Source organism: Pseudonocardia kunmingensis (genome assembly GCF_006716445.1).
Lineage (GTDB): Bacteria > Actinomycetota > Actinomycetes > Mycobacteriales > Pseudonocardiaceae > Pseudonocardia > Pseudonocardia kunmingensis.
Window position 1 is genome coordinate 134,190 of record NZ_VFPA01000002.1, and the last position, 21,766, is coordinate 155,955.

The window sequence follows — 21,766 nt, forward strand, 5'->3', positions numbered from 1 at the left end:
ATTCGGGAGCGTGCCAGACTTGCTCGTGTGGGGGACGGAGCGTCGGCGTTGCAGCAGGTCGTCGACACGGCCACCCTGCTGCTCGACGAGCGGCCCGCGGTGCTCCTCGCCGCGGTGCTCGCGCTGCTGGCGGTGCTGTGGTCGGCGTCGTGGCGCTGGACCCGCACCGTCGTGACCATCGCCCACGAAGGGGGCCACGCTCTCGTCGCGGTACTCGCCGGGCGCGGCCTCACCGGCATCCGGCTGCACGCCGACACCTCGGGCCTGACGGTGTCCACGGGCGCCCGCCGCGGCCCCGGTCTGGTCTTCACGTTCCTCGGCGGCTACCCGGCGCCGTCGCTGCTGGGGCTCGGCGGTGCCGCGCTCGTGGCGGCGGACCGGGCCGCGTTGATGCTCTGGATCGCGATCGCCCTGCTCGTGGCCACGCTCGTGCACGTGCGCAACATCTACGGCGGGTTCGCCGTGCTGGCCACCGGCGCGCTCGTCGGCGCGGTCGCGTGGTGGGGCGAGCCCCGGCTGCAGGAGGGGTTCGCGGCCGCGCTGTGCTGGTTCCTGCTGTTCGGCGGCGTGCGCGCGGTGCGCGAGCTGCAGCGCAGCCGCCGCTACGCCGGCGCGTCGGACGCGGACATGCTCGCCGGGCTGACGCGCGTGCCCCGCGGAATGTGGGTACTGCTGTTCGGGTTGCTCGCAGCAGCGGCCGCGATCGTCGCGGCCTGGGTGTTGCTGTTCACATGAGGAGAACGATGAGCGACTTCAACCAGCAGATCATCGACGAGTTCCGCGCCAACGAGGGCCGTGTCGGCGGTCCCTTCGAGGGTGCCCCGATGATCCTGGTCCACCACGTCGGCGCGAAGTCCGGGACGGAGCGGGTGACCCCGCTCGTGCACTTCCCCGAGGACGACGGCCGCACGGTGATCGTGGCCTCCGCCGCGGGCGCCCCGCAGCACCCCGCCTGGTACCACAACATCAAGGCCAACCCGAAGATCGACGTCGAGGTTGGCACCGAGACCTACCAGGTGGTCGCGGAGGAGGTCACCGGGGCCGAACGCGACGCGCTCTGGGAGAGCGTGGTCACCCGGTCGCCCGGCTTCCGCGACTACGAGCGCAAGACCGACCGCATCATCCCGCTGCTGCGGCTCACCCGCGCGGCCTGAGGCAGGATCTACCCATGCCCATCACCCTCGACCAGGCCCAGACCATCGTGCGCGCCGCGCTGGAGCACGGCACCCAGCAGGGGTTCCAACCGCTCACCGTCTCCGTGCTCGACCCGGGCGGGGCGCTCGTCGCGCTCGGCCGCCAGGACGGCTCCGGCTACCTGCGGCCCGACCTCGCCACCGCGAAGGCCTGGGGCCTGTTGGGCATGGGCATGACCAACCGCGCCCTCGCGGCCCGTGCCGCGGACTCCCCGGACATCTACACCTCGCTCGTCGGCCTGGCCGGCGGCAAGGTCGTCTCGGTGCCCGGCGGCGTGCTCGTCCGCGACGCCGACGGCGTGCTGTTGGGTGCGGTCGGCATCAGCGGGGACGCGTCGCTGAACGACGAGGCCGCCGCCGTCGCCGGCATCGAGGCGGCCGGGCTCGTGGCGCAGACGGGAGCCGAGGACTGAGCACCACCCTGGACCGGTCCGCCGTCGGTCTCGTCCTCGCGGTCGTCTCGGCGGTGACGTTCGGGCTCTCGGGCCCGTTCGCGAAGGCGCTCACGGACGCCGGCTGGTCGGCGAGCGGCGCGGTGCTCGTCCGGCTGGGCGGCGCGGCCGCGATCCTCCTGGTGGTCCTGGCGGTCGTCCGGCCCGGCGTGCTGGCCGCGCTCCGGGCGGACGGGCCCGCGCTGGTGCTCTACGGCGTGCTCGCGACGGCGGGCGTGCAGGTGGCGTTCTTCAACGCGCTGCAGTACCTGCCGGTCACGGTCGCGCTGCTGCTGGAGTACACCGGTCCGATCCTGGTGATCGCCTGGGTGTGGGTGGTGCGCAGGCAGCCGCCGAGCAGGCGCACGCTGGCGGGCGCGATCGTCGCGTTGTTCGGCCTGTCGCTCGTGGTGCAGGTCTGGAGTGGCGTCGCGCTGCAGTGGCAGGGCCTGGCGTGGGGGTTCGGCGCGGCGGTCTGCCAGGCCGCGTTCTTCCTCGTGGCCGACCGCGCCGGCAGCTCCACCCCGCCGCTGGTGCTCGCGGGCGTCGGGATGACGGTCGGCACGGTGGTGGTGGCGCTGCTCGGGCTCGTCGGGCTGCTCCCGATCGTCATCGACACCGCGGCCACGGGGGTGCTGCTCGCGGGCGTCGACGTCGGCTGGCCCGTCGCGGCCACGCTGCTCGTCGTGGTCTCGTCGGTGATCGCCTACCTCACGGGCGTGGCCGCGATCGCCCGCATCGGCGCCTCCCGCGGCTCGCTGGTGGCGCTGTTGGAGGTGGTGGCCTCCGCCGTGGCGTCGTGGCTGCTGCTCAGCCAGGTACCCACGGCCGTGCAGCTGCTCGGCGGGGCGCTGATCCTGGCGGGCGTGGCTCTGACCAGCACGGCCGCCACCCGTCCCGCCCGCCCCTCCGCGGTGACCGTCGAGACCTGAGGTCGTGAGTGGATACGAGTGCTCCAGCACCCGTATCCACTCACGGCCGCCGGAGGCGGCGCCACCAGGGGGTACGGGGCTGCGGTCGGGCCTCCGCGGCCGCCGGTGCGGGCGGCGGGGCCGGGCGGTGCCGTCGCCAGCCCTCGACGATCGCGTCGGCGTCGACGAGGCGCACCGGCACCGCCGGCCCGGACGGCGCGCGCAGCCACTCGGCGATCCGGCGGTTCAGCTCGGCCACCGCGCCGCGGACGGCCTGCTCCGTGGGCAGCTCGCGGACGGTGTCGGGGAGCCGCTCGGCCTCCTTGCGCAGCTGCAGCGGGGTGGGGAGCATCGCCTCGGACGGCACGCCCTCGCGCGCGATGTAGCTCTTGATCCACCAGTTCTCGTCGTCGGGGCCGTCGAGGCCGGGCAGCGGCTTGCCCTTGCCGGGGAGGTCGGCGAAGTCGCCGCGTTCCTCGGCCATGCGGATCTGCTTGTCGATCGCGGACTCGTAGCGGGCCCAGTACGCCTCGTTCATCCCGTGCCTCCCCGGCCACCGACGGTACCGCCGGCGTCGGCGTGGAGGAGGATCCGGCGCGTGCCCAGACTGATCGAGACCCCCAGCCGCGTGACGGCCGCGGGCGAGCCGCCCAAGACGATCGACGAGTACGTGGGCCGGGTGAACACCGGTGACGCGCGGCTGTCGGTGGCCCACATGCGCAGCCCGTCGGGCTGGTCGGAGCCGGGCCAGCGACCGGAGTTCGACGAGTTCACGCTCGTGCTGAGGGGCGCCCTGCGCGTGGAGCACGAGGAGGGCGAGCTGACGGTCGCCGCGGGCCAGGCCGTGCACACGGCGGCGGGGGAGTGGGTGCGCTACAGCTCCCCGGGCGCGGAGGGCGCCGAGTACGTGGCGGTGTGCCTGCCCGCGTTCGCGCTCGACACGGCCCACCGCGACTGACGGCGTCATCCGGAAGTACCGGGTGCGACGACCGGCGTATGCGATCCCGCCCGGGACCGCCCGCGTCGGCGTTAGGTTCGCGACGTGGACGGCATCGCGGTCAGGGGCGTCTCCTACTTCACCGACGGCATGGCGCCCGATCGCGTCCGCGCCGACCTGGCCGTGATCCGGGACGACCTGCACTGCAACACCGTGATGCTGATCGGCACGGATCCGCAGGGCCAGGCCGGGGCGGCCCGGCAGGCGCTGCGCGCCGGGCTCGACGTCCACGTCCGGCCATCGCTGGAGGACGGTCGCCGCGCGGACGTGCTGGCGCACCTCGCGACGGTGGCCGCCCTCGCCGAGGAGCTGCGCGCCGAGCACCCGGGGCGCGTCACGCTCCTGGTGGGCAGCGAGTTCTCGTTGACCTCGCGCGGCATCGTCCCCGGCCGGTGGGTCTTCCTGCGCCTGCAGGTGATCCTGCGCCTGCGGCGCCTGTTCGACCGGCGGATCACCCGCCGGGTGAACGCGCTGCTGGCCGACGCCCTCGCCACCGCGCGCCGGGAGTTCGCCGGGCCGGTCACCTACGCCGCCGCGTTCTGGGAGCGCGTCGACTGGTCGGCCTTCGACGTCGTGGGCGTCAACCTCTACCGCCTCGGCACCGACCACGACGGGTACGAGCGCCGCGTGCGTGCGTTGGTACGCGAGGCGGGCAAGCCGGTGGTCGTCACGGAGTTCGGGTGCGGCGCCCACGCCGGGGCCGACCGGCGCGGGCCGGGCTCGTTCCTGATCGTGAACTGGTTCGCCTCGCCGCCGCGGGTGCGGGAGGGCCACGTCCGCGACGAGGGCGTGCAGGCCGCCTACCTCGCGGAGCTCCTCGACCTCTACGCCGAGGCCGGGGTGCACGGCTGCTTCGTCTTCACCTACGTCATGCCCGACTTCCCGCACCACGCCGACCCGCGCCAGGACCTGGACATGGCCGGCTTCGGCCTGGTGAAGGTGACACCCGAGGCCCCACGGGGGATCCGGAAGGAGGCGTTCGCGGAGGTTGCGAGCCGCTACGCCCCCGGCTGAGCTGACGAGCGGCACTCTCGTCGGCTAGGTACCGACGAGAGTGCCGGTCGTCAGGGGAGCCTCAGAACGCGTCCACCGTGCGGACCGTCAGCACGTGGAGCTTCCGCTCGCCGCGGTAGGCGTCTCGGCCGTGCAGGAAGCGGTAGTTGTCCAGGACCAGCAGGTCGCCTGCGTCCATCCGGAAGGCGGCGGCGCAGTCCTGCGCGGTGGCGAGCACGTCCGCGTACTCCTCGAGGAAGGCGAGGTGCTCGTCCCATCGCGGTTCCCGCGGCACCGGCGCGGCGTAGTCGCTGGCCCGCACGGCCCGGCGCCCGCCGCGCGTGTGCTCCACCATCCGGCGCACGAGCGGGGTGGCCGGCACGCCGCGGGCCGGGTTCACCCACGAGCCGAAGTAGTCGACGTCGCAGCCGGTGAGGAACGCGTGCAGCTCGGGACGGGCGGTGCGCAGCGCCTCGACGAGCGCGTAGCCGTCGAGCAGCACCGAGTCGCCGCCCTCGCGGGCCGGCTGGGTGCACAGCATGAGCAGGTAGTCCTCGTCCGGGTGGCGCAGGCGGACCTGCTGACCGTGGACGTCCACGACCACGTTCGCGCCGTCGCTGTGGATGCCCAGGCGCGGCGCGTCGACGCCGTGCTGGGCGCGGATGCCGAACAGCTCGCGCAACCGGGCGCCGAGCAGCCGCGCCGCGGTGACGACCAGCTCCTCGGGATCGTCGCCGCTGCCCGGGACGATCACCGCCCCGTCGCGCTCGAGCACGGCGCGTGCGGCCCCCGCCTCGGCCCGCGCCGGCACGATGCCCAGATCACCGACCAGCTCCTTCAGCTCCGGTCGCACCGTCCCGCTGCGCCGTCCGTCGCTCCCGGCCACGCCACCTCCTGGCTGTCGCAGATGTGTGGCAGCAGCCTACGCCGCCCAGCGCCGCTCCAGGCTGCGGCCGAGCAGGACGACCACCAGCGCGACGCCGACGATCGCCGCGGCCGGGACGAGCACCAGCCCCGGGCGCAGGAACAGGTACGGGCGTGCCTCGTTCAGCATCGCGCCCCACTCGGGCGTCGGGGGCTGCGGTCCGAGACCCAGGAACGACAGGCCGGCCACCGCGAGCAGCGTGTGGGCGAAGCGCATGCAGGCGTGCGCGGTGAGCGGGCGGATCGCGTTGGGCAGGACGTGGCGCGCGAGGATGCGCCCGTCGGTCGCGCCGATCGCGAACGCGCCCTGCACGTACTCCGCGCCCGCCTCCCGCACGGCGAGGCCCATCGCGAGGCGCGCGAACGGCGTCCACCCGGTGACCAGCACCGCGAGCAGCAGTGTCGTGACGCCGGGGCGCAGCACCGTGGCGAGCACCAGGCCGACCACGAGCGACGGCACGGCTACCAGCACGTCGACGACCCGGCCGAGCACCTGTGCGGCTGCCCCACCGCGGTAGCCGGCAACGAGCCCGGCGGTCGTGCCGAGCACGGCGCAGACGGCCACCGCGAGGACGGTGAACCCGACCGAGATGCGGGTGCCGGCGGCGAGGCGCGCGAGCACGTCGCGGCCGAGGTGGTCGGTGCCGAGGGGATGGGTGGGCGAGGGCGGGGCGAACCGGTGGGCGAGGTCGTTGCCGAGTGCGTCGAGCGGCAGCAGCGCGGCCACGAGCAGCAGCGCGCCGACGCCGGCAGCGACCGCGACCAGCGGCGGGACGCGCCTCACGCGGCGTCCCGTGCCACGGGGTCGGCGGCGAGCGCCACGGTGTCGGCGACGGCGCCCGCCACCACGGCCACGGCGACCACCAGCAGCAGGCCGGCCTGGATCACCGGCAGGTCCTGCCCGAGGACGGCGTCGTAGAGCAGCCGGCCCAGCCCGGGCACCGCGAACACGACCTCGACCACCACCGCGCCGCCGAGCAGCCCGGCGAAGAACAGCCCCGAGAGCGACGTCACCGAGGTCAGGGCGAGACGCGCCCCGTGCGCCCAGAGCACGCGGCGCCCCGACACCCCCTTCGCGCGGGCGAGGACGACGTGCGGTCGCGCGAGGACGTCGAGCATCTCGGCCCGGGTGAGCTGCGCGGCGAGGGCGGTCGGGAACAGCGCGAGCGTGAGCGCGGGCAGCACGACGTCGGCGGGCTCGCCCCAGCCGGTGGCCGGCAGCACCGGCAGCGCCACCGCGAAGACCAGGACCAGGACCGGCGCCAGGATGAACTCCGGCACCGCCACACCGAGCACCGAGGCGCCGGTGACGACCCGGTCGAGCGCCCCGCCCGGCCGGCGCGCGGCGTGCACCCCCGCCGGGACGCCGACGACGGCGGCGATCGCGAGCGCCAGTGCCGCGAGCAGCGCCGACACCCCGAGCGCGGCGAACAGCTGCGGGGCGACGGGCGCGCGCGTGGCGAACGAGAGCCCGAGATCGCCCTGCAGCACCTGCCCCAGCCACGTCAGGTACTGCTGGGGCAGCGGGGCGTCGAGCCCCAGCTCGCGGGTCAGCCGGGCCGCGACGGCGGGGTCGGGCACCGACTCGGCCGTGCGGGCGCGCAGCACCGCCCGCACCGGGTCCACGCCCGTCAGCCGCGGCAGCAGGAACACCAGGACGGACGCGACCAGCAGCACCACGGGCAGCGGCGCCAGCCGGCGCAGCAACGTGCCGAGCACGCGTCCCCTCCGCTCGTGTCGTCTGCTCGCTCCGCAAGCTCCGCAAAGCTCCGCAAAGCTCCGCAAAGCTCCGCAAAGCTCCGCAAAGCTCCGCTCAGCGTTGTCTTCTCGCTCCGCAAGCTCCGCTCAGCCGGTCGTCGCCAGCTCCGCCGTGACCAGCGCCTTCCCGGTGGGGTCGGCCGTGAAGCCGACGACGCCGCGCGCGGCCGCGCTGTCCTGGCTGTGCACGAGGTGCACACCGACGGCATCGGCGACGAGCTGCTGCGCGGCGCGGGCGAAGACCTCCTGGCGCGCGGCCGGGTCGGTGACGCCCGACAGGCCGGCCACCAGCGCATCGAACGCCGGTGCGCAGTACCGGTCGAGGTTGAAGGAGCCGTCGCAGGTGTAGTCGCTGGTCAGCACGCCGGCGGCGTCGGGGACGTCGGTCAGGTGGCTGCGGGAGAGCAGGAACATGTCGTAGCGGCCGGCCAGGACCTCCGGCTCCTGCGTGGCGTACTCGCCCACCTGGATCTCGGCCTCGATCCCCACCTCGGTGAGCATCGCCTGCACCGCCGTGGCCAGCACCGGCAGCTCCGGGCGGTTCGGGTAGGTCCACAGCCGCACGGTCAGCGGGTTGGCAGGCCCGTACCCGGCCTCGGCCAGCAACGCGGTGGCGGCGGCCGGGTCCGGGGGCGGCGGGGGCGTGTCCGCGCCCCACGGCACGGCGGGCCCGAACAGCTCCGACGCCGGCAGCGCGGCTCCCGCGAGCGCCTGCTCGGCGAGCGCGGTGCGGTCGACCGCCAGCTGCACCGCGCGGCGGACCCGCACGTCGGCGAACGGCGCGGCGGACTGGTTCAGGAACAGGGTCACCGTGCGGGGCGCGGCGACCGTCTGCACCTCGACGCCGTCGGTGGCCGAGAGCTCGAGCACGGCCGGCTCGGGCAGGCCCTGGGCGATGTCGACGTCCCCGGCCCGGAAGGCCAGCGCGCGGGCGGCCGGGTCGGGCACGTACTCGGCGCGCACGGTCGCGAGGCGCGGCCGGCCGCCCCAGTACCCGTCGAACCGCTCGAGGCTCGCGGCGGCCGGGTCGGTGGCGGTCAGGCGCATCGGGCCGGTGCCGGTGCCGAGCACGGCGGGCGGCCCGTCGCCCCGGTAGGCCGACGGCGCGAGGATCGCGGTGTTCGGGCTGGTCAGGCGCAGGGGCAGGATCGGGTCCGGGGCGCTGGTGCGCACCAGCACGGTGGCGTCGCTCTCGGCTTCGGCGACCAGCCCGACGCCGCGGACCGCCCGCGGCGGCGCGGTCACGCCCGCCACCCAGTTCAGCGCCGCCGCCACGGCCTCGCCGGTGAGCGGGGTGCCGTCGTGGAAGGTGACGCCGGGGCGCAGCTCGAAGCGCCAGGTCTGCGGGTCGGCCTGGGTCCACGCCGTGGCGAGGCGCGGCACCGGTTGCCCGTCCGGGCCCGCGGCGACGAGCGTCTCGGTGGCGCCGAGCTGGGTGAGGACGAAGGCGTCGTCGGTGTCGAGCGCGTAGCCCGAGCGCGGGGCGAACTGCATGGCGATCGCGAGGTCACCGTCGGGAACCGGTTCCCCGGTCGGCTGCGGCCCTCCGCAGGCGGCGACCAGCAGGACCGCGAGCAGCGCGACGACGGCGCGGGGCAGCGCCGGGGGACGGGCACGGGGCAACGGGGGGCCTCTCGGCGGGGCGTCCGGGCGGTCGGACGCGGCGGGACCGGCTGCGGTGCCGGGGTCGACTCGATCCAGATCATCTGTTCGGGTGAGCAGGCTGTCAAACGTGTGCAGAGTCGTGCATGGATGCCGCGGGGGCGGTTTGTCGCCGGGCAGCAGCAGATGCTAGTTATTGGCGACTGTGGACCCTTCGACCGGACTCCGGCGCTGGCGCCTGCTCGGCGGGCTCGGCCGGCTGCCCCCGGTCATGCGGCTGCTGGTGCTCACGCAGCTCGCGTTCAACCTCGGCTTCTACATGGTCGTGCCCTACCTCGCGGTCCACCTCGCCGAGGACCTCGGGCTGGCCGGCGGCGTCGTCGGGCTCGTGCTGGGCCTGCGGACGTTCAGCCAGCAGGGCCTGTTCGTCGTCGGCGGCACCCTCGCCGACCGGATCGGCGCCAAGCCGGTGGTCCTGGCCGGGTGCGCCCTGCGCGTGCTCGGCTTCGTCCTGCTGGCCGCGGCGGACGGTCTCGTCGGCGTCGTCGCCGGCGCGCTGCTCACCGGCTTCGCCGCGGCGCTGTTCTCGCCCGCGGTGGAGTCCTCGCTCGCGCGGGAGGCGGGGGAGCGCTCGGCGGAAGGACTCGTGCGGGCGGACGTCTTCGCGATGTTCGCCGTCAGCGGCCAGGTCGGGGCCGTCGTCGGCCCGCTGGTCGGCACGCTCCTGCTGCTGGTCGACTTCCGGGTCTCCTGCATGGTCGCCGCGGTGGCCTTCGTCCTGATCGGGCTCGCCCACCTGCACTGGCTGCCGAACCGACCGGCGCAGCACGCCGGCGAGCCGGTGCTGGCGGGGTGGGCGGAGGTGCTGGGCAACCGCCCGTTCCTCGCCTTCGCCGCCGGGTACGCGGGCTACCTCGTCTGCTACAACCAGCTCTACCTTGCGCTGCCCGTCGAGCTGGTGCGGGCGACCGGCAGCCAGGCGGCGCTGGGCTGGCTGTTCGCGCTCGCCTCGCTGATCGTGATCACCGGGCAGCTGCCGACCACCCGCTGGGCCCGCCGGTTCGGGAGCGGCCGCGCCATCGTCCTGGGATTCGGGCTGATGGCGCTCGCGTTCGTGCTGGTCGCCGTGGCGGTGCTGCTGCCGACGCCGTCGGGTCCGCTCGCGCTGTGGTCGGCCGTCGGCTTCGTGGTGCTGCTCACCGCGGGGCAGATGATCACGCAGCCACTGGCGCAGGACCTCGTGCCCCGGCTGGCCGGGGAGCGCAGGCTCGGTGCGCACTTCGGCGTGCTGTCCTCGGCGGGTGGCGTCGCCGTGCTGGTCGGCAGCACGGCCGCGGGCACGCTGCTGGAGCCTGCGGTGGCACCCCCGGCACTGGCCTGGCTGGTGCTGGCCATGGTCCCGCTGGCGAGCGCGGGAGCGATCGCGCTCCTGACGCGCCGAGGCGCCCTCCAGGCCTCCGCCTGAGCCCTGACGTCGCACCTTGGAGCCCTACTGCAGAATGTGGGCGCTCACAATCTGCATCGTGGCTCCAAGGTGGGGAGTGGGAGGGTGGCGACGACTGCTGTCGCGTCCAGCTCCTCCTCCCGCACGACGCGCGTGCGCAGACCCGCCGCCTCCATCGCCGCCGCCGTGTGCGGGGACTGGGCCTCGCTCGTCTCGATCAGCAGGTGCCCGCCGGGCGCGAGCCAGCGCGGGGCCGTGGCGATCACCCGGCGTTGCACGTCGAGGCCGTCCGCGCCGCCGTCGAGCGCGACGCGCGGTTCGTGCAGGCGTGCCTCGGGGGGCATCATCCCGACCGCCTCGGTCGGCACGTAGGGCGCGTTCGCCACCAGCACGTCGACGCGGCCGCGCAGCGACACCGGCAGCGGGTCGTCGAGGTCGCCCTCGTACACGTGGCCGCCGGGCGCGTTGCGGCGGGCGCAGCGCACCGCGACCGGGTCGACGTCGGCGGCGTGCAGCTCGATCCCGGGGACAGCGGCCGTCACCGCCGCGCCGATCGCGCACGCCCCGCAGCACAGCTCCACGACGACGGAGCCGGCAGCGGCGAGCGCCGCGGCTTCGCGGGCCAGCAGCTCGGTGCGCCGGCGCGGTACGAAGACGCCGGCTTCGACCGCGAGGCGCAGCCCGGCGAACTCGACCCAGCCGAGGAGGTGCTCGAGCGGCTCACCGGCGGCGCGCCGGTCGACGAGCGCGTCGAGCTCGGCGGGCGTGCGCGCGGCGTCGTGCAGCAGGCGCGCCTCGTCCTCGGCGAAGACGCAGCCGGCGGCGCGCAGGCGACCGACGACGTCGGGGATGGCGGAAGAGGTGGACACGGGTGCCTCCAGGGGAATGTCGCAGGACGTCCCCGGGGCCGCCTTATCCGGCGGGGCGAGGGGGGGAGCGTCCGATCGGGCCGAACGTTGATCGGTCTCACCTCCTCGTGCCGCTGCCGTCGGGGAGGACACTAGTGGTCCCCGGCGGCGGCGCCGAGCCCGCCGGCTCGCTCGCCCGGAGGTCGATCCCGCGCAGGCGGGGCCTCTCGGGCACAGCGAGTGCGGGGTCGGTGACCGGTGATCGTTGCGAGATCGCGCTCTGCGCCCTCGCGAAGGCGTTCGGGTCGATCTCCAGCGTTGCGCCGGCCGGTGGGCGCAGGGGTGTCCTGCGGTCCGGGGCGCGCCTAGGATCTGGCGATGCTCGGCCGCGCACGGGGCATCGTCCGCTCCCTGGTCATCTACCACGGCCAGCCCGCCAAGCACCGGCGCGCCCTGGCGCTGTACCGCGAGTTCCTCGGGCCCGGTGACCTCGGGTTCGACATCGGCGCGCACGTGGGCGGGCGGGTCCGGACCTGGCGGCGGCTGGGAGCGCGGGTCGTCGCGGTCGAGCCGCAGCCGGACTGCCTGCGCGTGCTGCGCCTGCTCTTCGGCCGCGACCGCGGCGTCACCCTCGTGCCGTCCGCGGTCGGCGCCGCGGCCGGTCGGGCGCGGCTCGGCGTCTCCACGTCGACGCCGACGGTCTCGTCGCTCTCGCAGCGCTGGCGGGAGTCGGTGGCCGCGGACCGCAGCTTCGCCCGGGTGCGCTGGGACCGCTCCGTCGAGGTGGACGTCGTGACCCTCGACGACCTCATCGCCGCCCACGGGGAGCCGGCGTTCTGCAAGATCGATGTCGAGGGCTTCGAGGCCGAGGTGCTGGCCGGGTTGAGCCGGCCGCTGCGCGCGCTGTCGTTCGAGTACCTGCCGCCGACGCACGACGCGGCGCTGGCGGTGCTCGGCCGCGTCGAGCAGCTGGGCGCGGGCGGCTACACGTACAACTACTCGCCGGTCGAGACCATGCGGTTCGCCTCCGAGCGTTGGCTCGACGCGGCCGAGCTGGTGCAGCTGCTCGAACGGATGCGCCCGCTGGGGCGCTCGGGCGACGTGTACGCCCGCCTCGCCTGACCGTGGCGGGCGTCGAGCTGCCGAGATCACGGCGAGCGGCCGCGGACCGCACCCGTGCGGCCACACCACGAACGGCGATCAGCGGGCGGCCCCGGCGCTCATGATCGCCGCATGCGGTCGGAGGGCCGCAGCGGTGCGGTCCTGCGACCGCACCCGGTGATCAGCCCGTCCGAGGCGTCGGTGGCACGCGTCCGGACCGGCCGCGGTGCCGGTCGTCGGGCTCTCGCCTTGCGTCCCCCGGCCCGCGACGATGGGGGTCACGACGATCGCGGAGGAGCTTCCATGGAGTGGACCGGTGCCCGGTACGCCGACGGCCCGACGGTCGAGGTGACCACCTGGGTCGATGCCCCGACCGAGGCGGTCTGGCCCGCGGTGGTCGACCTCGCGGCGATGGCCGGGACGAGCCGCGAGCTGCAGTCGGTGGAGTGGCTCGACGGTGCCGGGCCCGCGGTCGGGTCGCGCTTCGTCGGGCACAACCGGCACGAGGCGCTGGGGGAGTGGTCGGCCACCTCGCAGGTCGTGGAGTGCGCCGCCCCGCGGGTGTTCGCGTGGGCCGTGGGCGAGCCGGCCGATCCGGCCGCCACGTGGCGGTTCACGCTCCGGCCGGAGGACGGCGGCACGCGGCTCACCGAGTGGGTGCGGCTGGGGCCGGGGCGGTCGGGGCTGAGCCAGGCGATCGAGCAGATGCCCGACAAGGAGGAGAAGATCGTGTTCGTTCGCCTGCGCGAGTTCGAGGCGAACATGACCGCCACGCTCGCCGGGATCAAGGAACGGGTGGAGGGTCGCGGCTGATGCGCACCGCGACGACCGTCGAGGGTTCGGGCGGTGCCGGCTTCCGCGACACCGTCGAGTTCGCGTGCGAGGCCGAGAAGCTCGGGCTCGACGTCTGCTGGGTCGCGGAGGCCTGGGGTTCCGACGCGCCGTCGGTGCTGGGGTACCTCGCCGCGCGCACCGACCGGATGCTGCTGGGCTCGGGGATCATCCAGGTCGGCACGCGGACGCCGGTCGCGATCGCGCAGGCCGCGCTCACGCTCGCCGACATGTCCGATGGCCGGTTCCTGCTCGGCCTCGGGCCGTCCGGGCCGCAGGTGGTCGAGGGCCTGCACGGTGTGCCGTTCGCGCGGCCGCTGACCCGGGTGCGCGAGTCCGTCGACGTCGTGCGGCAGGTCTTCGCCGGGGAGAAGGTCGCCTACGACGGGCGCACGATCCGCATCCCGCTGCCCGGCGGGGAGGGGCGTCCCATGCGGGTGTCGACGGCGCCGAACCCGGACATCCCGGTGTACCTGGCGGCGCTCGCGCCGAAGCTCTTGGAGCTGACCGGCGAGGTCGCCGACGGCTGGCTGGGCACCAGCTTCGTGCCCGAGGGTGCCGCCGCCTACCTGGAACACCTCGACGCGGGCCTGGCGCGCGCCGGCCGGCAGCGCCGGGACCTGGACGTGTGCCAGGGCGCGGAGGTCGCCTTCGCCGCCGACGAGGACGCGCTGCGCACGATGCTGGCCGACCGGAAGCGGAAGCTGGCGTTCAGCCTCGGCGGCATGGGCTCGGCCGGCACGAACTTCTACAACGACGCCTACAGCCGCCAGGGCTGGGCGCAGGTCGCGGCGGCCGTGCGGGAGCGCTGGCAGGGCGGCGACCGCGACGGCGCGGCCGCGCTCGTCACCGACGAGATGGTGCTGGCCACCACGCTGGTCGGCACCGAGGAGATGGTCCGGGCCCGGCTGCGCGTCTGGCGCGCCGCCGGCGTCGACACGGTGCGGCTCTACCCCGCGGGCGACACCCTCGACGAACGCCTCAGCACCCTGGCCCGCGCCCTCGACCTCGTCCGCGAGGTCCGGTGATCAGCCCGATCTCGCCTCGTCGTTCTCCACGGCCGGTTCCCCGGTCTCGCGCTCGGCCCGCGGGACCGGCGCGGGGGACGCGGTCGCCTCGTTCCGCAGGCCCACGACGAGCGCGAACATCATGGCGAAGACCAGGATGAAGATGGGCAGCCCGATCACCGTGATGACCTGCTGGAGCGCCGTCAGGCCCGCGGTGCCGCCGAGGACGATCAGGCTCGCGGCGAGGACGCCCTCCGACACCCCCCAGAAGACCCGCTGCCGAACCGGCCCGGCATCTCCGGTGCCCGAGCACAGCATGTCGACCACGAGGGACGCCGAGTCCGACGACGTGGCGAAGAACAGCGCCACCACCACGACGGCGACCCCCGAGACGAACGTCCCCGCCGGGAAGTTGGTGAAGAACTCGAACATGGCCAGCGGGACGCTCTCGGCCACCGCGGCCGAGATCGGACCGCCGGTGCCGCCGATGCCGTCCAGCTCCATCGCCGACCAGCCGAAGATGACGAACCAGACGAGCGTGAACGCCGACGGGGCCACCAGCACGCCTGCGACGAACTGGCGGATCGTCCGCCCGCGCGAGATCCGGGCGAGGAAGACGCCCATGAACGGGGACCAGGTCACCGTCCAGGCCCAGTAGAAGACGGTCCAGCCGCCCTGCCAGCCCCAGCCCCCCTCCTTGGTGAACCGCGACATCGCGTCGTTCCAGAAGGAGAGGGGGATGATCTCCTGCGCGTAGATGCCGATGCTCTCGATCATCTGCCGGAGCAGGAAGACCGTGTTCCCCGTGACGAGCACGAAGACCATCAGCCCGACGGCCATCAGGATGTTGAGGTTCGAGAGCCGCTTCACGCCCTTGTCCAGGCCGGCCACGATGGAGGCCGTGGCCACGATGGTCAGGATCGTGATGATGACGACCTTGGGCCAGACGACGTCCGGGACGCCGATCAGGTCGGTGAGCCCCGCGTTGATCTGAGAGGTGCCCAGCCCCAGCGAGACCGCAAGGCCGAACAGCGTGCCCAGCACGGCGAAGACGTCGATGGTGCGCCCGATCGGACCGTGGATCCGCTCCTTCAGGAACGGGTAGAACACCGACGACACCCGCATCGGCAGGTCGTAGCGGTAGATGAAGTAGCCGAACGCGAGGCCGGGCAGCGTGAAGATCGCCCAGGTGTGCAGGCTCAGGTGGTAGAGCGAGATCGCCATCGCGTCCTGCGCGGCCTGGGCGCTGAAGGGCTGGACCCCCGCGAACGGCGGGGTCGTGAAGTGCGAGATCGGTTCGGCCACGCCCCAGAACATGAGCACGGTGCCGATGCCACCGGCGAAGAGCATCGCGAACCAGGACAGGTTCGAGTACGCGGGCCGGTCGGTGTCCTTCCCGAGCCGCAACGTGCCGTGCCTGCTCACGGCGATCCAGATGAGGAAGATCAACCAGCTCGTCACGCCGAGGATGAAGAACCACCCGAGGTTGGTCACGATCCACTCGCGCCCCGCGCCGAACGCCGCGCCGATCGGATCGGGGAACACCAGCAGCAGGACGAGGAACAGCACCATCAGCCCGGAGGACCAGAAGAAGATGTGAGGACTCGTCCTCAGTCCGAGTCGGCGGGCCAGTTCTTCCACGGCGCTGCTCCCATCCTCGCTGCACCGGTCGACGGTGCAGACGCGGGTCGCTGGTCGGGTCTCGATCGTGGCGGCGGTGCGGGCAGCATTGCGAACCGTCCGGCCGCTGTCCACCCGGAAGATCGGGATCGTGCCTGCCGACCCGGACCCCTCCTGGTGCACCGGCGGCGGATCAGCGCCAGGATGGCCGCACCGCGACGGAGGGGGACGGACGTGGCCGAGCCGGCGAGCCGGGGGACGGGAGCGGGCAGCGACCCGCGGACGCTGCGGAAGGTGGGGGTCGCGAGCTTCGTCGGTGCCCTCGTCGAGTGGTACGACTACTTCCTCTACGGGCTGGCGGCCGCCCTCGTCTTCGGGGACCTGTTCTTCCCGGGCGGCGGGGGCCTGGTCGGCACGCTGTCGGCGTTCGCGACGTTCGCCGTCGGGTTCTTCGCCCGGCCGATCGGCGGGGTGATCTTCGGGCACATCGGCGATCGCGTCGGTCGCAAGTCGGCCCTGGTCATCACGCTGCTCCTGATGGGGATCGCGACCTTCGGCATCGGCCTGCTGCCCGGCTACGACGCGATCGGGATCTGGGCGCCTGCGCTGCTCGTGCTGCTGCGGATCCTGCAGGGCGTGGCCGTCGGGGGTGAGTGGGGCGGCGCGGTGCTGATGATGACCGAGCACGCGCCGGCCCGGCGCCGCGGCTTCTACGGCAGCTGGCCGCAGATGGCCTCCTCGGCGGCCCTCCTGCTGGCCACCGGCTTCAACGCCGCGCTGTCGGGCGGGCTGAGCGAGCAGGCCTACCTGTCGTGGGGCTGGCGGGTGCCGTTCCTGCTCTCGATCGTGCTGGTGGCGGTCGGCCTGGTGATCCGCCTGCGCGTGCCCGAGTCACCCGAGTTCACACAGCTGAAGGAGAGCGGCGGTGAGGCAGGCCGTCCGGTCGTGGAGGCCCTGCGCACGGAGCGCCGCGCGATCGGCCTCGTGATCGGGATGCGGGTCGCGGAGAACGCCTGCGGCTACCTGATCAGCGTGTTCGCGCTCAACTACGTCACGAACGACCTGGGGCTCTCGACCGGCCTCGGGCTCGTCGCCACGATGCTCGCCGCGGTCGTCCAGTTCGTCATCACGCCGGTCTACGGGGCGCTGTCCGACCGCGTCGGGCGGCGGCCGATCTACCTCTTCGGCGCCGCGCTACACGTCGTCTTCGCGTTCCCGTTCTTCCTGATCCTGCAGACCCGCGACCCCGTGCTGGTCGTGATCGCGTTCGTGATCGGGTACGCGGTCGCCAACGGCGCCATGTTCGCCACCCAGCCCGCCTTCTTCTCGGAGCTGTTCGGCACTCGGGTCCGCTACTCGGGGATCTCCCTCGGCTACCAGTTCTCGGCGATCTTCGCCGGCGGCCTCGCCCCCTTCATCGCCACCGCGCTGGTGGCGGTGTCCGGCGGGGCGCCGTGGCTGGTCGCGGGGTACTGGGCGCTCCTCGGGCTGATCACGCTGATCACGACGCTGTTCGTGCGCGAGCGGCAGGCGTCGGCCGTCCGCTGACCGCCGGTCGTGCTGCGACCGTCACCGCGCCGGTCGTCGCGATCTCGCCCTGTCGGGACGGGAGACTCGCCCTGTTGGGACGGGAGACTCGCGCTGTCGGGACGGGGGACTCGCGCTGGGGCGGCCGCGGCGTCGTCAGCGCCGGACCTGGACCGCGTCGCCGGGTTGCAGTCCCTCGTAGAAGGCGGCCGCGGCGTCGGGGGAGAGCCGGACGCAGCCGTGCGAACGCGAGTTCCGGTCGCCCTCGTGGAACGCCACGCCGCTCGTGGTGAAGAAGACCGCGTACGGCATGGGGGCGTCGTCGTAGGCCCGGCTGCGGTGGTCGATGTCCTTGTAGGTCACCGCGAACGTCCCCGTCGGGGTGCGGTGGCCCTGGCCGCCGGAGGTCACCTCGACCGGGCCGTAGGTCACCTCGCCGCGGTCCATCAGCCACGCGGTTCCCTCGGACAGGTCCACGCAGGCGCGGGCCGTCGCGGAGCAGGAGGCGGGGGCCGCGGCGGCGGACGCAGTGCCCGTCAGCAGGCCGGCGGTCGTGGCGGTGGCCAGGAGCGCGCCGGCGAGGGGCCGTGCGAGCCGCATCAGAGTCTCTCCGTCCGTCGGTGTCGTGCGGATCCCGCAGGCGTTCCCCCGATCGTGGGGGCTCATGCGTCGGCGCGTGTGCGTCGCCTCACCGGGAGGCGTGGTCGGCGTGCATCAGCACCTGCGTGAGCAGGCGGTGGACGTGGTCGTCGGCCGCGGAGTAGTAGATGAAGGTGCCTTCGCGGCGGCCCTTCACCAGGCCGGCGAGGCGCAGCTTGGCCAGGTGCTGGCTGACCGCCGTCGGTGCGGCGCCGGCGAGCTCGGCCAGGCAGGCCACCGACGACTCGCCCTGCAGGAGGGCCCAGAGCACCTTGATGCGGGTGGGGTCGCTCAGCATCCGGAACGTCTCGGCCGCCAGGTGCACCTGGTCGTCGTCGGGCATCGCGAAGTCCGGCAGCGACTCGTGCATGCAGCGAGAGTACTCGCCCGACCTGGCTGGTTGCGTATCTGCGTATCTGCGCAGCTAAGCTCGAACGCATGCCTGTCGAACTCGACCTCGCCGGCGCGCCCGCGCCGGACCGCGCGCGCGTGCCCCGCCGGTCCGGCGCCTGGTCGTTGCCCGAGGTGCGCTGGGCGGCGCTCGCGACGATGCTGTTCGTCCTCGGGCTCCTCGTCCAGCTCGCCGGCGCCCCGGCCTGGGCGTGGTGGACGCTGCACCTCGCCTGCTACGTCGCCGGCGGGTGGGAGCCGGGCCTCGCCGGGCTGCGCGCGCTGCGGGAGAAGGTGCTCGACGTCGACCTGCTGATGGTCGTGGCCGCGATCGGCGCGGCGGCCATCGGCCAGGTCGTCGACGGCGCCCTGCTCATCGTGATCTTCGCGACCTCGGGGGCGCTGGAGGCCGTCGCGACCAGGCGCACCGAGGACTCCGTCCGCGGCCTGCTCGACCTCGCACCCGATCGCGCCACCCGGCTGACCGGGAGCGCCGGGGGAGAGGAGGTCGTCGACGCCGCCGCCCTCGAGGTCGGGGACGTGATCCTGGTGCGCCCGGGCGAGCGCGTCGGTGGGGACGGCCTCGTCGTCGACGGTGCGAGCGACGTCGACCAGGCGAGCATCACCGGCGAGCCGCTCCCGGTCGGCAAGGGCCCGGGCGACGAGGTGTTCGCCGGCACGCTCAACGGACGCGGCGCGCTGCGGGTGCGGATCACGCGCCCGGCCGGCGACACGGTGGTCGCCCGGATCGTGGCCATGGTGGCGGAGGCGAGCGCGACGAAGGCGCGCACCCAGCTGTTCATCGAGAAGGTCGAGCAGCGGTACTCGGTGGGGATGGTCGTCGCGACCCTCGCGCTGTTCGTGGTCCCGCTGGCGCTGGGCGCCGCACTGGAGCCGACGCTGCTGCGGGCGATGACGTTCATGATCGTTGCGTCACCGTGCGCGGTGGTGCTGGCGACGATGCCCCCGCTGCTGTCCGCGATCGCCAACGCCGGGCGGCACGGGGTGCTCGTGAAGTCGGCCGTCGTGCTCGAACGCCTCGGGACCGCCACGATCCTCGCGTTCGACAAGACCGGCACGCTCACCGAGGGCAGGCCGCGGCTCGTGCAGGTGCGACCGCTCGACGGCCTCGGGTCCGACGAGGCGCTCGCGCTGGCCGCCGCCGCCGAACGGGGGTCGGAGCACCCGCTCGCGCGCGCCGTCGTCGCCGCGGCGCGCGACGCGGGCCTCGACCTGCGCCCGGCGCGGGACTTCGCGTCCGTACCCGGCCACGGCGTCACCGCGCGCGTCGACGGGCGGAGCGTGGAGGTCGGCAGCCCCGCTCGGCTCCCCGTGGAGGACCCCCGGGCCGCCGCGCTGGTCTCCGAGCTCGAGCGTGCGGGGCAGACCGCCGTCGTGGTCCGCGTCGACGGTGCGGTGGTGGCCGTCCTCGGCCTCGCCGACACGGTCCGGCGGGCCGCGGCGGACGGCGTCGCCCGGCTCGCCGCGCTGACCGGCGCACGGCCGGTCCTGCTCACCGGCGACAACCCGCTGGCCGCCGCCCGGATCGCCGCCGAGGTCGGGATCGACGACGTGCGCGCCGGGCTGCTGCCCGAGGACAAGGTCGCCGCCGTGCGCGAGCTGGAGGCGGCCGGGCACCGGGTCGTGGTGGTCGGCGACGGCGTGAACGACGCTCCGGCCCTGGCGGCGGCGCACGTCGGCATCGCGATGGGCCGCGCCGGGTCGGACCTCGCGCTCGACACCGCGGACGCGGTGATCACCCGCGACGAGCTCGGCGCGGTGCCCACCGTGATCGCGCTGGCCCGGCGGGCGCGGCGGCTCGTGGTCGCGAACCTCGCGATCGCCGCAACCGTGATCGCGGTCCTCGTGGCCTGGGACCTGTTCGGCACGCTGCCACTGCCCCTGGGCGTGGCCGGCCACGAGGGCTCCACGATCCTGGTGGGCCTGAACGGCCTGCGCCTCCTCCGTGCAGCGGCATGGCGCCGAGCCGCCGCAGCCGCCACCACGTGATGCACCTTGGAGCCATACTGCTGATTCCGAGGCCCGAAAAGCAGCAGTACGGCTCCAAGGTGCGGTCAGCGCGTCAGGGTTGCTCGGCGAGCAGCTCGGCCGCCTCCTCGGGGGGTGGGGGCGGCGTCCTGCGTCAGGTGCAGCCGCCAGTAGCCGGCGAAGGCGATCTGCTTCTTGGCGACGCCCCGCTCGCCCACGAGGTGGCGGCGGACCGCGCGCACGGCCGACGCCTCGCCCGCCACCCACGCGTAGACGGGGCCGGAGGGCAGGTCGGCGGCCCGGACCGCCTCCACCAGGAGGTCGGAGTGGCCCGCCGCCACGTCGCCGCGGTGCAGCCAGCGGACGCACGCCCGGGCCGCGGTCGGCAGCGGCTGCTCCTCGCCCGCGTCGGCGACCTCGACGAACACCTCGGCCCGCTGCCCGGCCGGCATCGCCTCGAGCAGGGCGCCGATGGCGGGCAGGGCGCTCTCGTCGCCGGCGAGCAGCGTCCAGTCGTGCGCGCCGGGGGTCCGGAAGTGGCTGGGCGCGGGCCCGACGAGCGCGATGACGTCACCCGCGGCGGCTCCGGCGGCCCACCGGGAGGCGGGGCCAGTGTCGTCGCCGTGGTCGTGCAGCACGAAGTCGACGTCGATCTCGCCCTCCTCCAGGCGGTGGTGGCGCACCGAGTACGTGCGCATCCACGGCCTGCGCTCCTCGGGGATGGCGAGGTAGGCCTGGTACCAGGACATGCGCTCGGCCGCCCCGTCCCCGTTCACGGGCGGTGCCGGCACCTCGGTGGCGTCGTGGCCGGGCCGGGGGAAGAACAGCTTGACCTGCTGGTCGGGGGCCAGCGGGGCGTACCCGTGGAGGTCTCCGCCGAGCGTCACCCGGGCCATGTGCGGGGTGACGCGTTCGGTCCGGCGCACCTCCAGCAGCCATCGACCCATCGCGCCCGCCATCGACCCTCCTTCAATTGGTTAGGCTCACCTTAATCACACGGGACGAGCCGAGAAAGCCCGCTTGTCCGCGCCGGGCCGGCGGCGTATTCTGTCCATCGAATCGATTCGATCGGCACGGGGAGGTGCCGCGGTGGGTGATCGACCGGTCCTGGTGGGGCTGCTCCTCTACGTCGCCATCGCGGTCGCCCCTACCGTGGTCCTCTGGCTGGGCCTGCGGGCATTGCCCGCGGCCGTCGCCGCGTTCTTCGCGCGCCGCCGGCGCACCGACCCGGCACCCGGGCCGTGCCTGGAGTCGGTGGTCGCGACCCTGCGCAGGCTGCACCGCCAGGTGCGCGACTCCCGCCCGCCGACCCAGGTGCGCACCGTCGCGCTGCTGGCCGCCTACGACGAGACGCTGCTGGAGGTGTGCGCGATGGTCGGGGTCGAGGCGCCCCTCGCCGAGGCCCGCCGCGGAGACCGGGCCTTCGCGCGGCTGCTCACGGAGGCGGCCCTGGAGGACGCCGGCATCGCCCTCGACCCGCCCGGCTGAGCGGCACACCGACTTCGGTGCCGGCACACCGACTGCAACCGGTGTGCCGGCACCACTATCGGTGTGGGAGCGC

At 74.4% G+C, this 21,766-nt stretch carries 23 protein-coding genes; 13 read left to right on the plus strand and 10 right to left on the minus strand.

Going from position 1 to position 21,766, the window contains the following annotated elements:
• The first annotated feature begins 27 nt into the window (after positions 1–27).
• From FB558_RS16425 to FB558_RS16440, 4 genes are read left to right on the plus strand one after another with little or no spacing between them, the layout of a single operon-like run.
• Complete coding sequence (locus FB558_RS16425; protein ID WP_246106552.1) at positions 28–735, plus strand: M50 family metallopeptidase; 708 nt, start codon at positions 28–30, stop codon at positions 733–735.
• An 8-nt stretch (positions 736–743) separates the two neighbouring features.
• Positions 744–1,154 carry a nitroreductase family deazaflavin-dependent oxidoreductase gene (locus FB558_RS16430; RefSeq protein WP_142054467.1) on the plus strand — a complete coding sequence of 137 codons (411 nt, stop codon included), beginning with the start codon at positions 744–746 and terminating at the stop codon, positions 1,152–1,154.
• 14 nt (positions 1,155–1,168) lie between these two features.
• Positions 1,169–1,606, plus strand: coding sequence for a GlcG/HbpS family heme-binding protein (locus FB558_RS16435; protein WP_142054468.1), 438 nt, complete (start codon positions 1,169–1,171; stop codon positions 1,604–1,606).
• Between the two features lie 8 nt (positions 1,607–1,614).
• Positions 1,615–2,556: an EamA family transporter gene (locus FB558_RS16440; protein WP_142056494.1), complete on the plus strand. Its 942-nt coding sequence runs from the start codon at positions 1,615–1,617 to the stop codon at positions 2,554–2,556.
• A gap of 40 nt (positions 2,557–2,596) precedes the next feature.
• Here the strand turns inward: FB558_RS16440 and FB558_RS16445 are convergent, their stop codons facing one another.
• Positions 2,597–3,073: a DnaJ family domain-containing protein gene (locus FB558_RS16445; RefSeq protein ID WP_142054470.1), complete on the minus strand. Its 477-nt coding sequence runs from the start codon at positions 3,071–3,073 to the stop codon at positions 2,597–2,599.
• Positions 3,074–3,133: 60 nt separating this feature from the next.
• On the opposite strand from FB558_RS16445, the gene FB558_RS16450 reads away from it, so the two are divergent.
• Positions 3,134–3,493, plus strand: a complete 360-nt coding sequence (locus FB558_RS16450) for a cupin domain-containing protein (protein WP_142054472.1) — start codon at positions 3,134–3,136, stop codon at positions 3,491–3,493.
• A gap of 84 nt (positions 3,494–3,577) precedes the next feature.
• Positions 3,578–4,546, plus strand: coding sequence for a glycoside hydrolase family 113 protein (locus tag FB558_RS16455; RefSeq protein ID WP_246106554.1), 969 nt, complete (start codon positions 3,578–3,580; stop codon positions 4,544–4,546).
• A 61-nt stretch (positions 4,547–4,607) separates the two neighbouring features.
• Here FB558_RS16455 and FB558_RS16460 read toward each other — a convergent pair whose 3' ends face one another.
• From FB558_RS16460 to FB558_RS16475, 4 genes are all read right to left on the minus strand, one after another.
• The gene (locus FB558_RS16460) at positions 4,608–5,411 is read right to left on the minus strand and encodes a TauD/TfdA family dioxygenase (protein WP_170231356.1); all 804 of its coding nucleotides are present in this window, start codon (positions 5,409–5,411) and stop codon (positions 4,608–4,610) included.
• 36 nt (positions 5,412–5,447) lie between these two features.
• Positions 5,448–6,233 carry an ABC transporter permease gene (locus FB558_RS16465; RefSeq protein ID WP_142054476.1) on the minus strand — a complete coding sequence of 262 codons (786 nt, stop codon included), beginning with the start codon at positions 6,231–6,233 and terminating at the stop codon, positions 5,448–5,450.
• The gene (locus tag FB558_RS16470; RefSeq protein ID WP_142054478.1) at positions 6,230–7,168 is read right to left on the minus strand and encodes an ABC transporter permease; all 939 of its coding nucleotides are present in this window, start codon (positions 7,166–7,168) and stop codon (positions 6,230–6,232) included. Before FB558_RS16470 ends, FB558_RS16465 begins: the two co-directional genes overlap by 4 nt.
• A gap of 126 nt (positions 7,169–7,294) precedes the next feature.
• Entirely contained in the window at positions 7,295–8,830 is a 1,536-nt protein-coding gene (locus FB558_RS16475; RefSeq protein WP_142054480.1) for an ABC transporter substrate-binding protein, read from the minus strand.
• Between the two features lie 184 nt (positions 8,831–9,014).
• On the opposite strand from FB558_RS16475, the gene FB558_RS16480 reads away from it, so the two are divergent.
• Positions 9,015–10,274 carry an MDR family MFS transporter gene (locus FB558_RS16480; RefSeq protein WP_246106555.1) on the plus strand — a complete coding sequence of 420 codons (1,260 nt, stop codon included), beginning with the start codon at positions 9,015–9,017 and terminating at the stop codon, positions 10,272–10,274.
• 44 nt (positions 10,275–10,318) lie between these two features.
• On the opposite strand, the gene FB558_RS16485 is transcribed toward FB558_RS16480, so the two are convergent.
• Entirely contained in the window at positions 10,319–11,122 is an 804-nt protein-coding gene (locus tag FB558_RS16485) for a putative protein N(5)-glutamine methyltransferase (protein ID WP_142054482.1), read from the minus strand.
• A gap of 357 nt (positions 11,123–11,479) precedes the next feature.
• On the opposite strand from FB558_RS16485, the gene FB558_RS16490 reads away from it, so the two are divergent.
• The 3 genes from FB558_RS16490 (at position 11,480) to FB558_RS16500 (ending at position 14,061) form a co-directional block, all read left to right on the plus strand.
• Positions 11,480–12,223, plus strand: a complete 744-nt coding sequence (locus FB558_RS16490) for an FkbM family methyltransferase (RefSeq protein WP_142054484.1) — start codon at positions 11,480–11,482, stop codon at positions 12,221–12,223.
• A 282-nt stretch (positions 12,224–12,505) separates the two neighbouring features.
• A complete protein-coding gene (locus FB558_RS16495) occupies positions 12,506–13,015 on the plus strand; it encodes an SRPBCC family protein (protein ID WP_142054486.1) in 510 nt (169 codons plus the stop codon).
• A complete protein-coding gene (locus tag FB558_RS16500; protein ID WP_142054488.1) occupies positions 13,015–14,061 on the plus strand; it encodes an LLM class flavin-dependent oxidoreductase in 1,047 nt (348 codons plus the stop codon). Before FB558_RS16495 ends, FB558_RS16500 begins: the two co-directional genes overlap by 1 nt.
• On the opposite strand, the gene FB558_RS16505 is transcribed toward FB558_RS16500, so the two are convergent.
• Positions 14,062–15,681, minus strand: coding sequence for a BCCT family transporter (locus FB558_RS16505; RefSeq protein WP_142054491.1), 1,620 nt, complete (start codon positions 15,679–15,681; stop codon positions 14,062–14,064).
• 213 nt (positions 15,682–15,894) lie between these two features.
• Here FB558_RS16505 and FB558_RS16510 point away from each other — a divergent pair, with 213 nt between their 5' ends.
• Entirely contained in the window at positions 15,895–17,208 is a 1,314-nt protein-coding gene (locus tag FB558_RS16510) for an MFS transporter (protein WP_246106556.1), read from the plus strand.
• Between the two features lie 135 nt (positions 17,209–17,343).
• Here FB558_RS16510 and FB558_RS16515 read toward each other — a convergent pair whose 3' ends face one another.
• Both FB558_RS16515 and FB558_RS16520 read right to left on the minus strand, forming a co-directional pair.
• Positions 17,344–17,787, minus strand: a complete 444-nt coding sequence (locus FB558_RS16515; protein ID WP_142054495.1) for a L,D-transpeptidase — start codon at positions 17,785–17,787, stop codon at positions 17,344–17,346.
• Between the two features lie 88 nt (positions 17,788–17,875).
• Positions 17,876–18,196 carry an ArsR/SmtB family transcription factor gene (locus tag FB558_RS16520; protein ID WP_142054497.1) on the minus strand — a complete coding sequence of 107 codons (321 nt, stop codon included), beginning with the start codon at positions 18,194–18,196 and terminating at the stop codon, positions 17,876–17,878.
• Between the two features lie 68 nt (positions 18,197–18,264).
• Between FB558_RS16520 and FB558_RS16525 the strand changes: the two genes are divergently transcribed.
• Positions 18,265–20,226, plus strand: coding sequence for a heavy metal translocating P-type ATPase (locus FB558_RS16525; protein WP_142054499.1), 1,962 nt, complete (start codon positions 18,265–18,267; stop codon positions 20,224–20,226).
• 65 nt (positions 20,227–20,291) lie between these two features.
• On the opposite strand, the gene FB558_RS16530 is transcribed toward FB558_RS16525, so the two are convergent.
• Positions 20,292–21,164, minus strand: coding sequence for a siderophore-interacting protein (locus FB558_RS16530; RefSeq protein WP_246106557.1), 873 nt, complete (start codon positions 21,162–21,164; stop codon positions 20,292–20,294).
• Between the two features lie 130 nt (positions 21,165–21,294).
• Here FB558_RS16530 and FB558_RS16535 point away from each other — a divergent pair, with 130 nt between their 5' ends.
• Entirely contained in the window at positions 21,295–21,693 is a 399-nt protein-coding gene (locus tag FB558_RS16535) for a hypothetical protein (RefSeq protein ID WP_142054501.1), read from the plus strand.
• Positions 21,694–21,766 lie beyond the last annotated feature (73 nt).

Bases quoted from the DNA above. Each gene is read 5' to 3' on its own strand.
- FB558_RS16520 (WP_142054497.1), bottom strand. From the start codon at position 18,196: ATGCACGAGTCGCTGCCGGACTTCGCGATGCCCGACGACGACCAGGTG.
- FB558_RS16445 (WP_142054470.1), bottom strand. From the start codon at position 3,073: ATGAACGAGGCGTACTGGGCCCGCTACGAGTCCGCGATCGACAAGCAG.
- FB558_RS16525 (WP_142054499.1), top strand. From the start codon at position 18,265: ATGCCTGTCGAACTCGACCTCGCCGGCGCGCCCGCGCCGGACCGCGCG.
- FB558_RS16500 (WP_142054488.1), top strand. From the start codon at position 13,015: ATGCGCACCGCGACGACCGTCGAGGGTTCGGGCGGTGCCGGCTTCCGC.
- FB558_RS16495 (WP_142054486.1), top strand. From the start codon at position 12,506: ATGGAGTGGACCGGTGCCCGGTACGCCGACGGCCCGACGGTCGAGGTG.
- FB558_RS16490 (WP_142054484.1), top strand. From the start codon at position 11,480: ATGCTCGGCCGCGCACGGGGCATCGTCCGCTCCCTGGTCATCTACCAC.
- FB558_RS16430 (WP_142054467.1), top strand. From the start codon at position 744: ATGAGCGACTTCAACCAGCAGATCATCGACGAGTTCCGCGCCAACGAG.
- FB558_RS16530 (WP_246106557.1), bottom strand. From the start codon at position 21,164: ATGGCGGGCGCGATGGGTCGATGGCTGCTGGAGGTGCGCCGGACCGAA.
- FB558_RS16515 (WP_142054495.1), bottom strand. From the start codon at position 17,787: ATGCGGCTCGCACGGCCCCTCGCCGGCGCGCTCCTGGCCACCGCCACG.
- FB558_RS16435 (WP_142054468.1), top strand. From the start codon at position 1,169: ATGCCCATCACCCTCGACCAGGCCCAGACCATCGTGCGCGCCGCGCTG.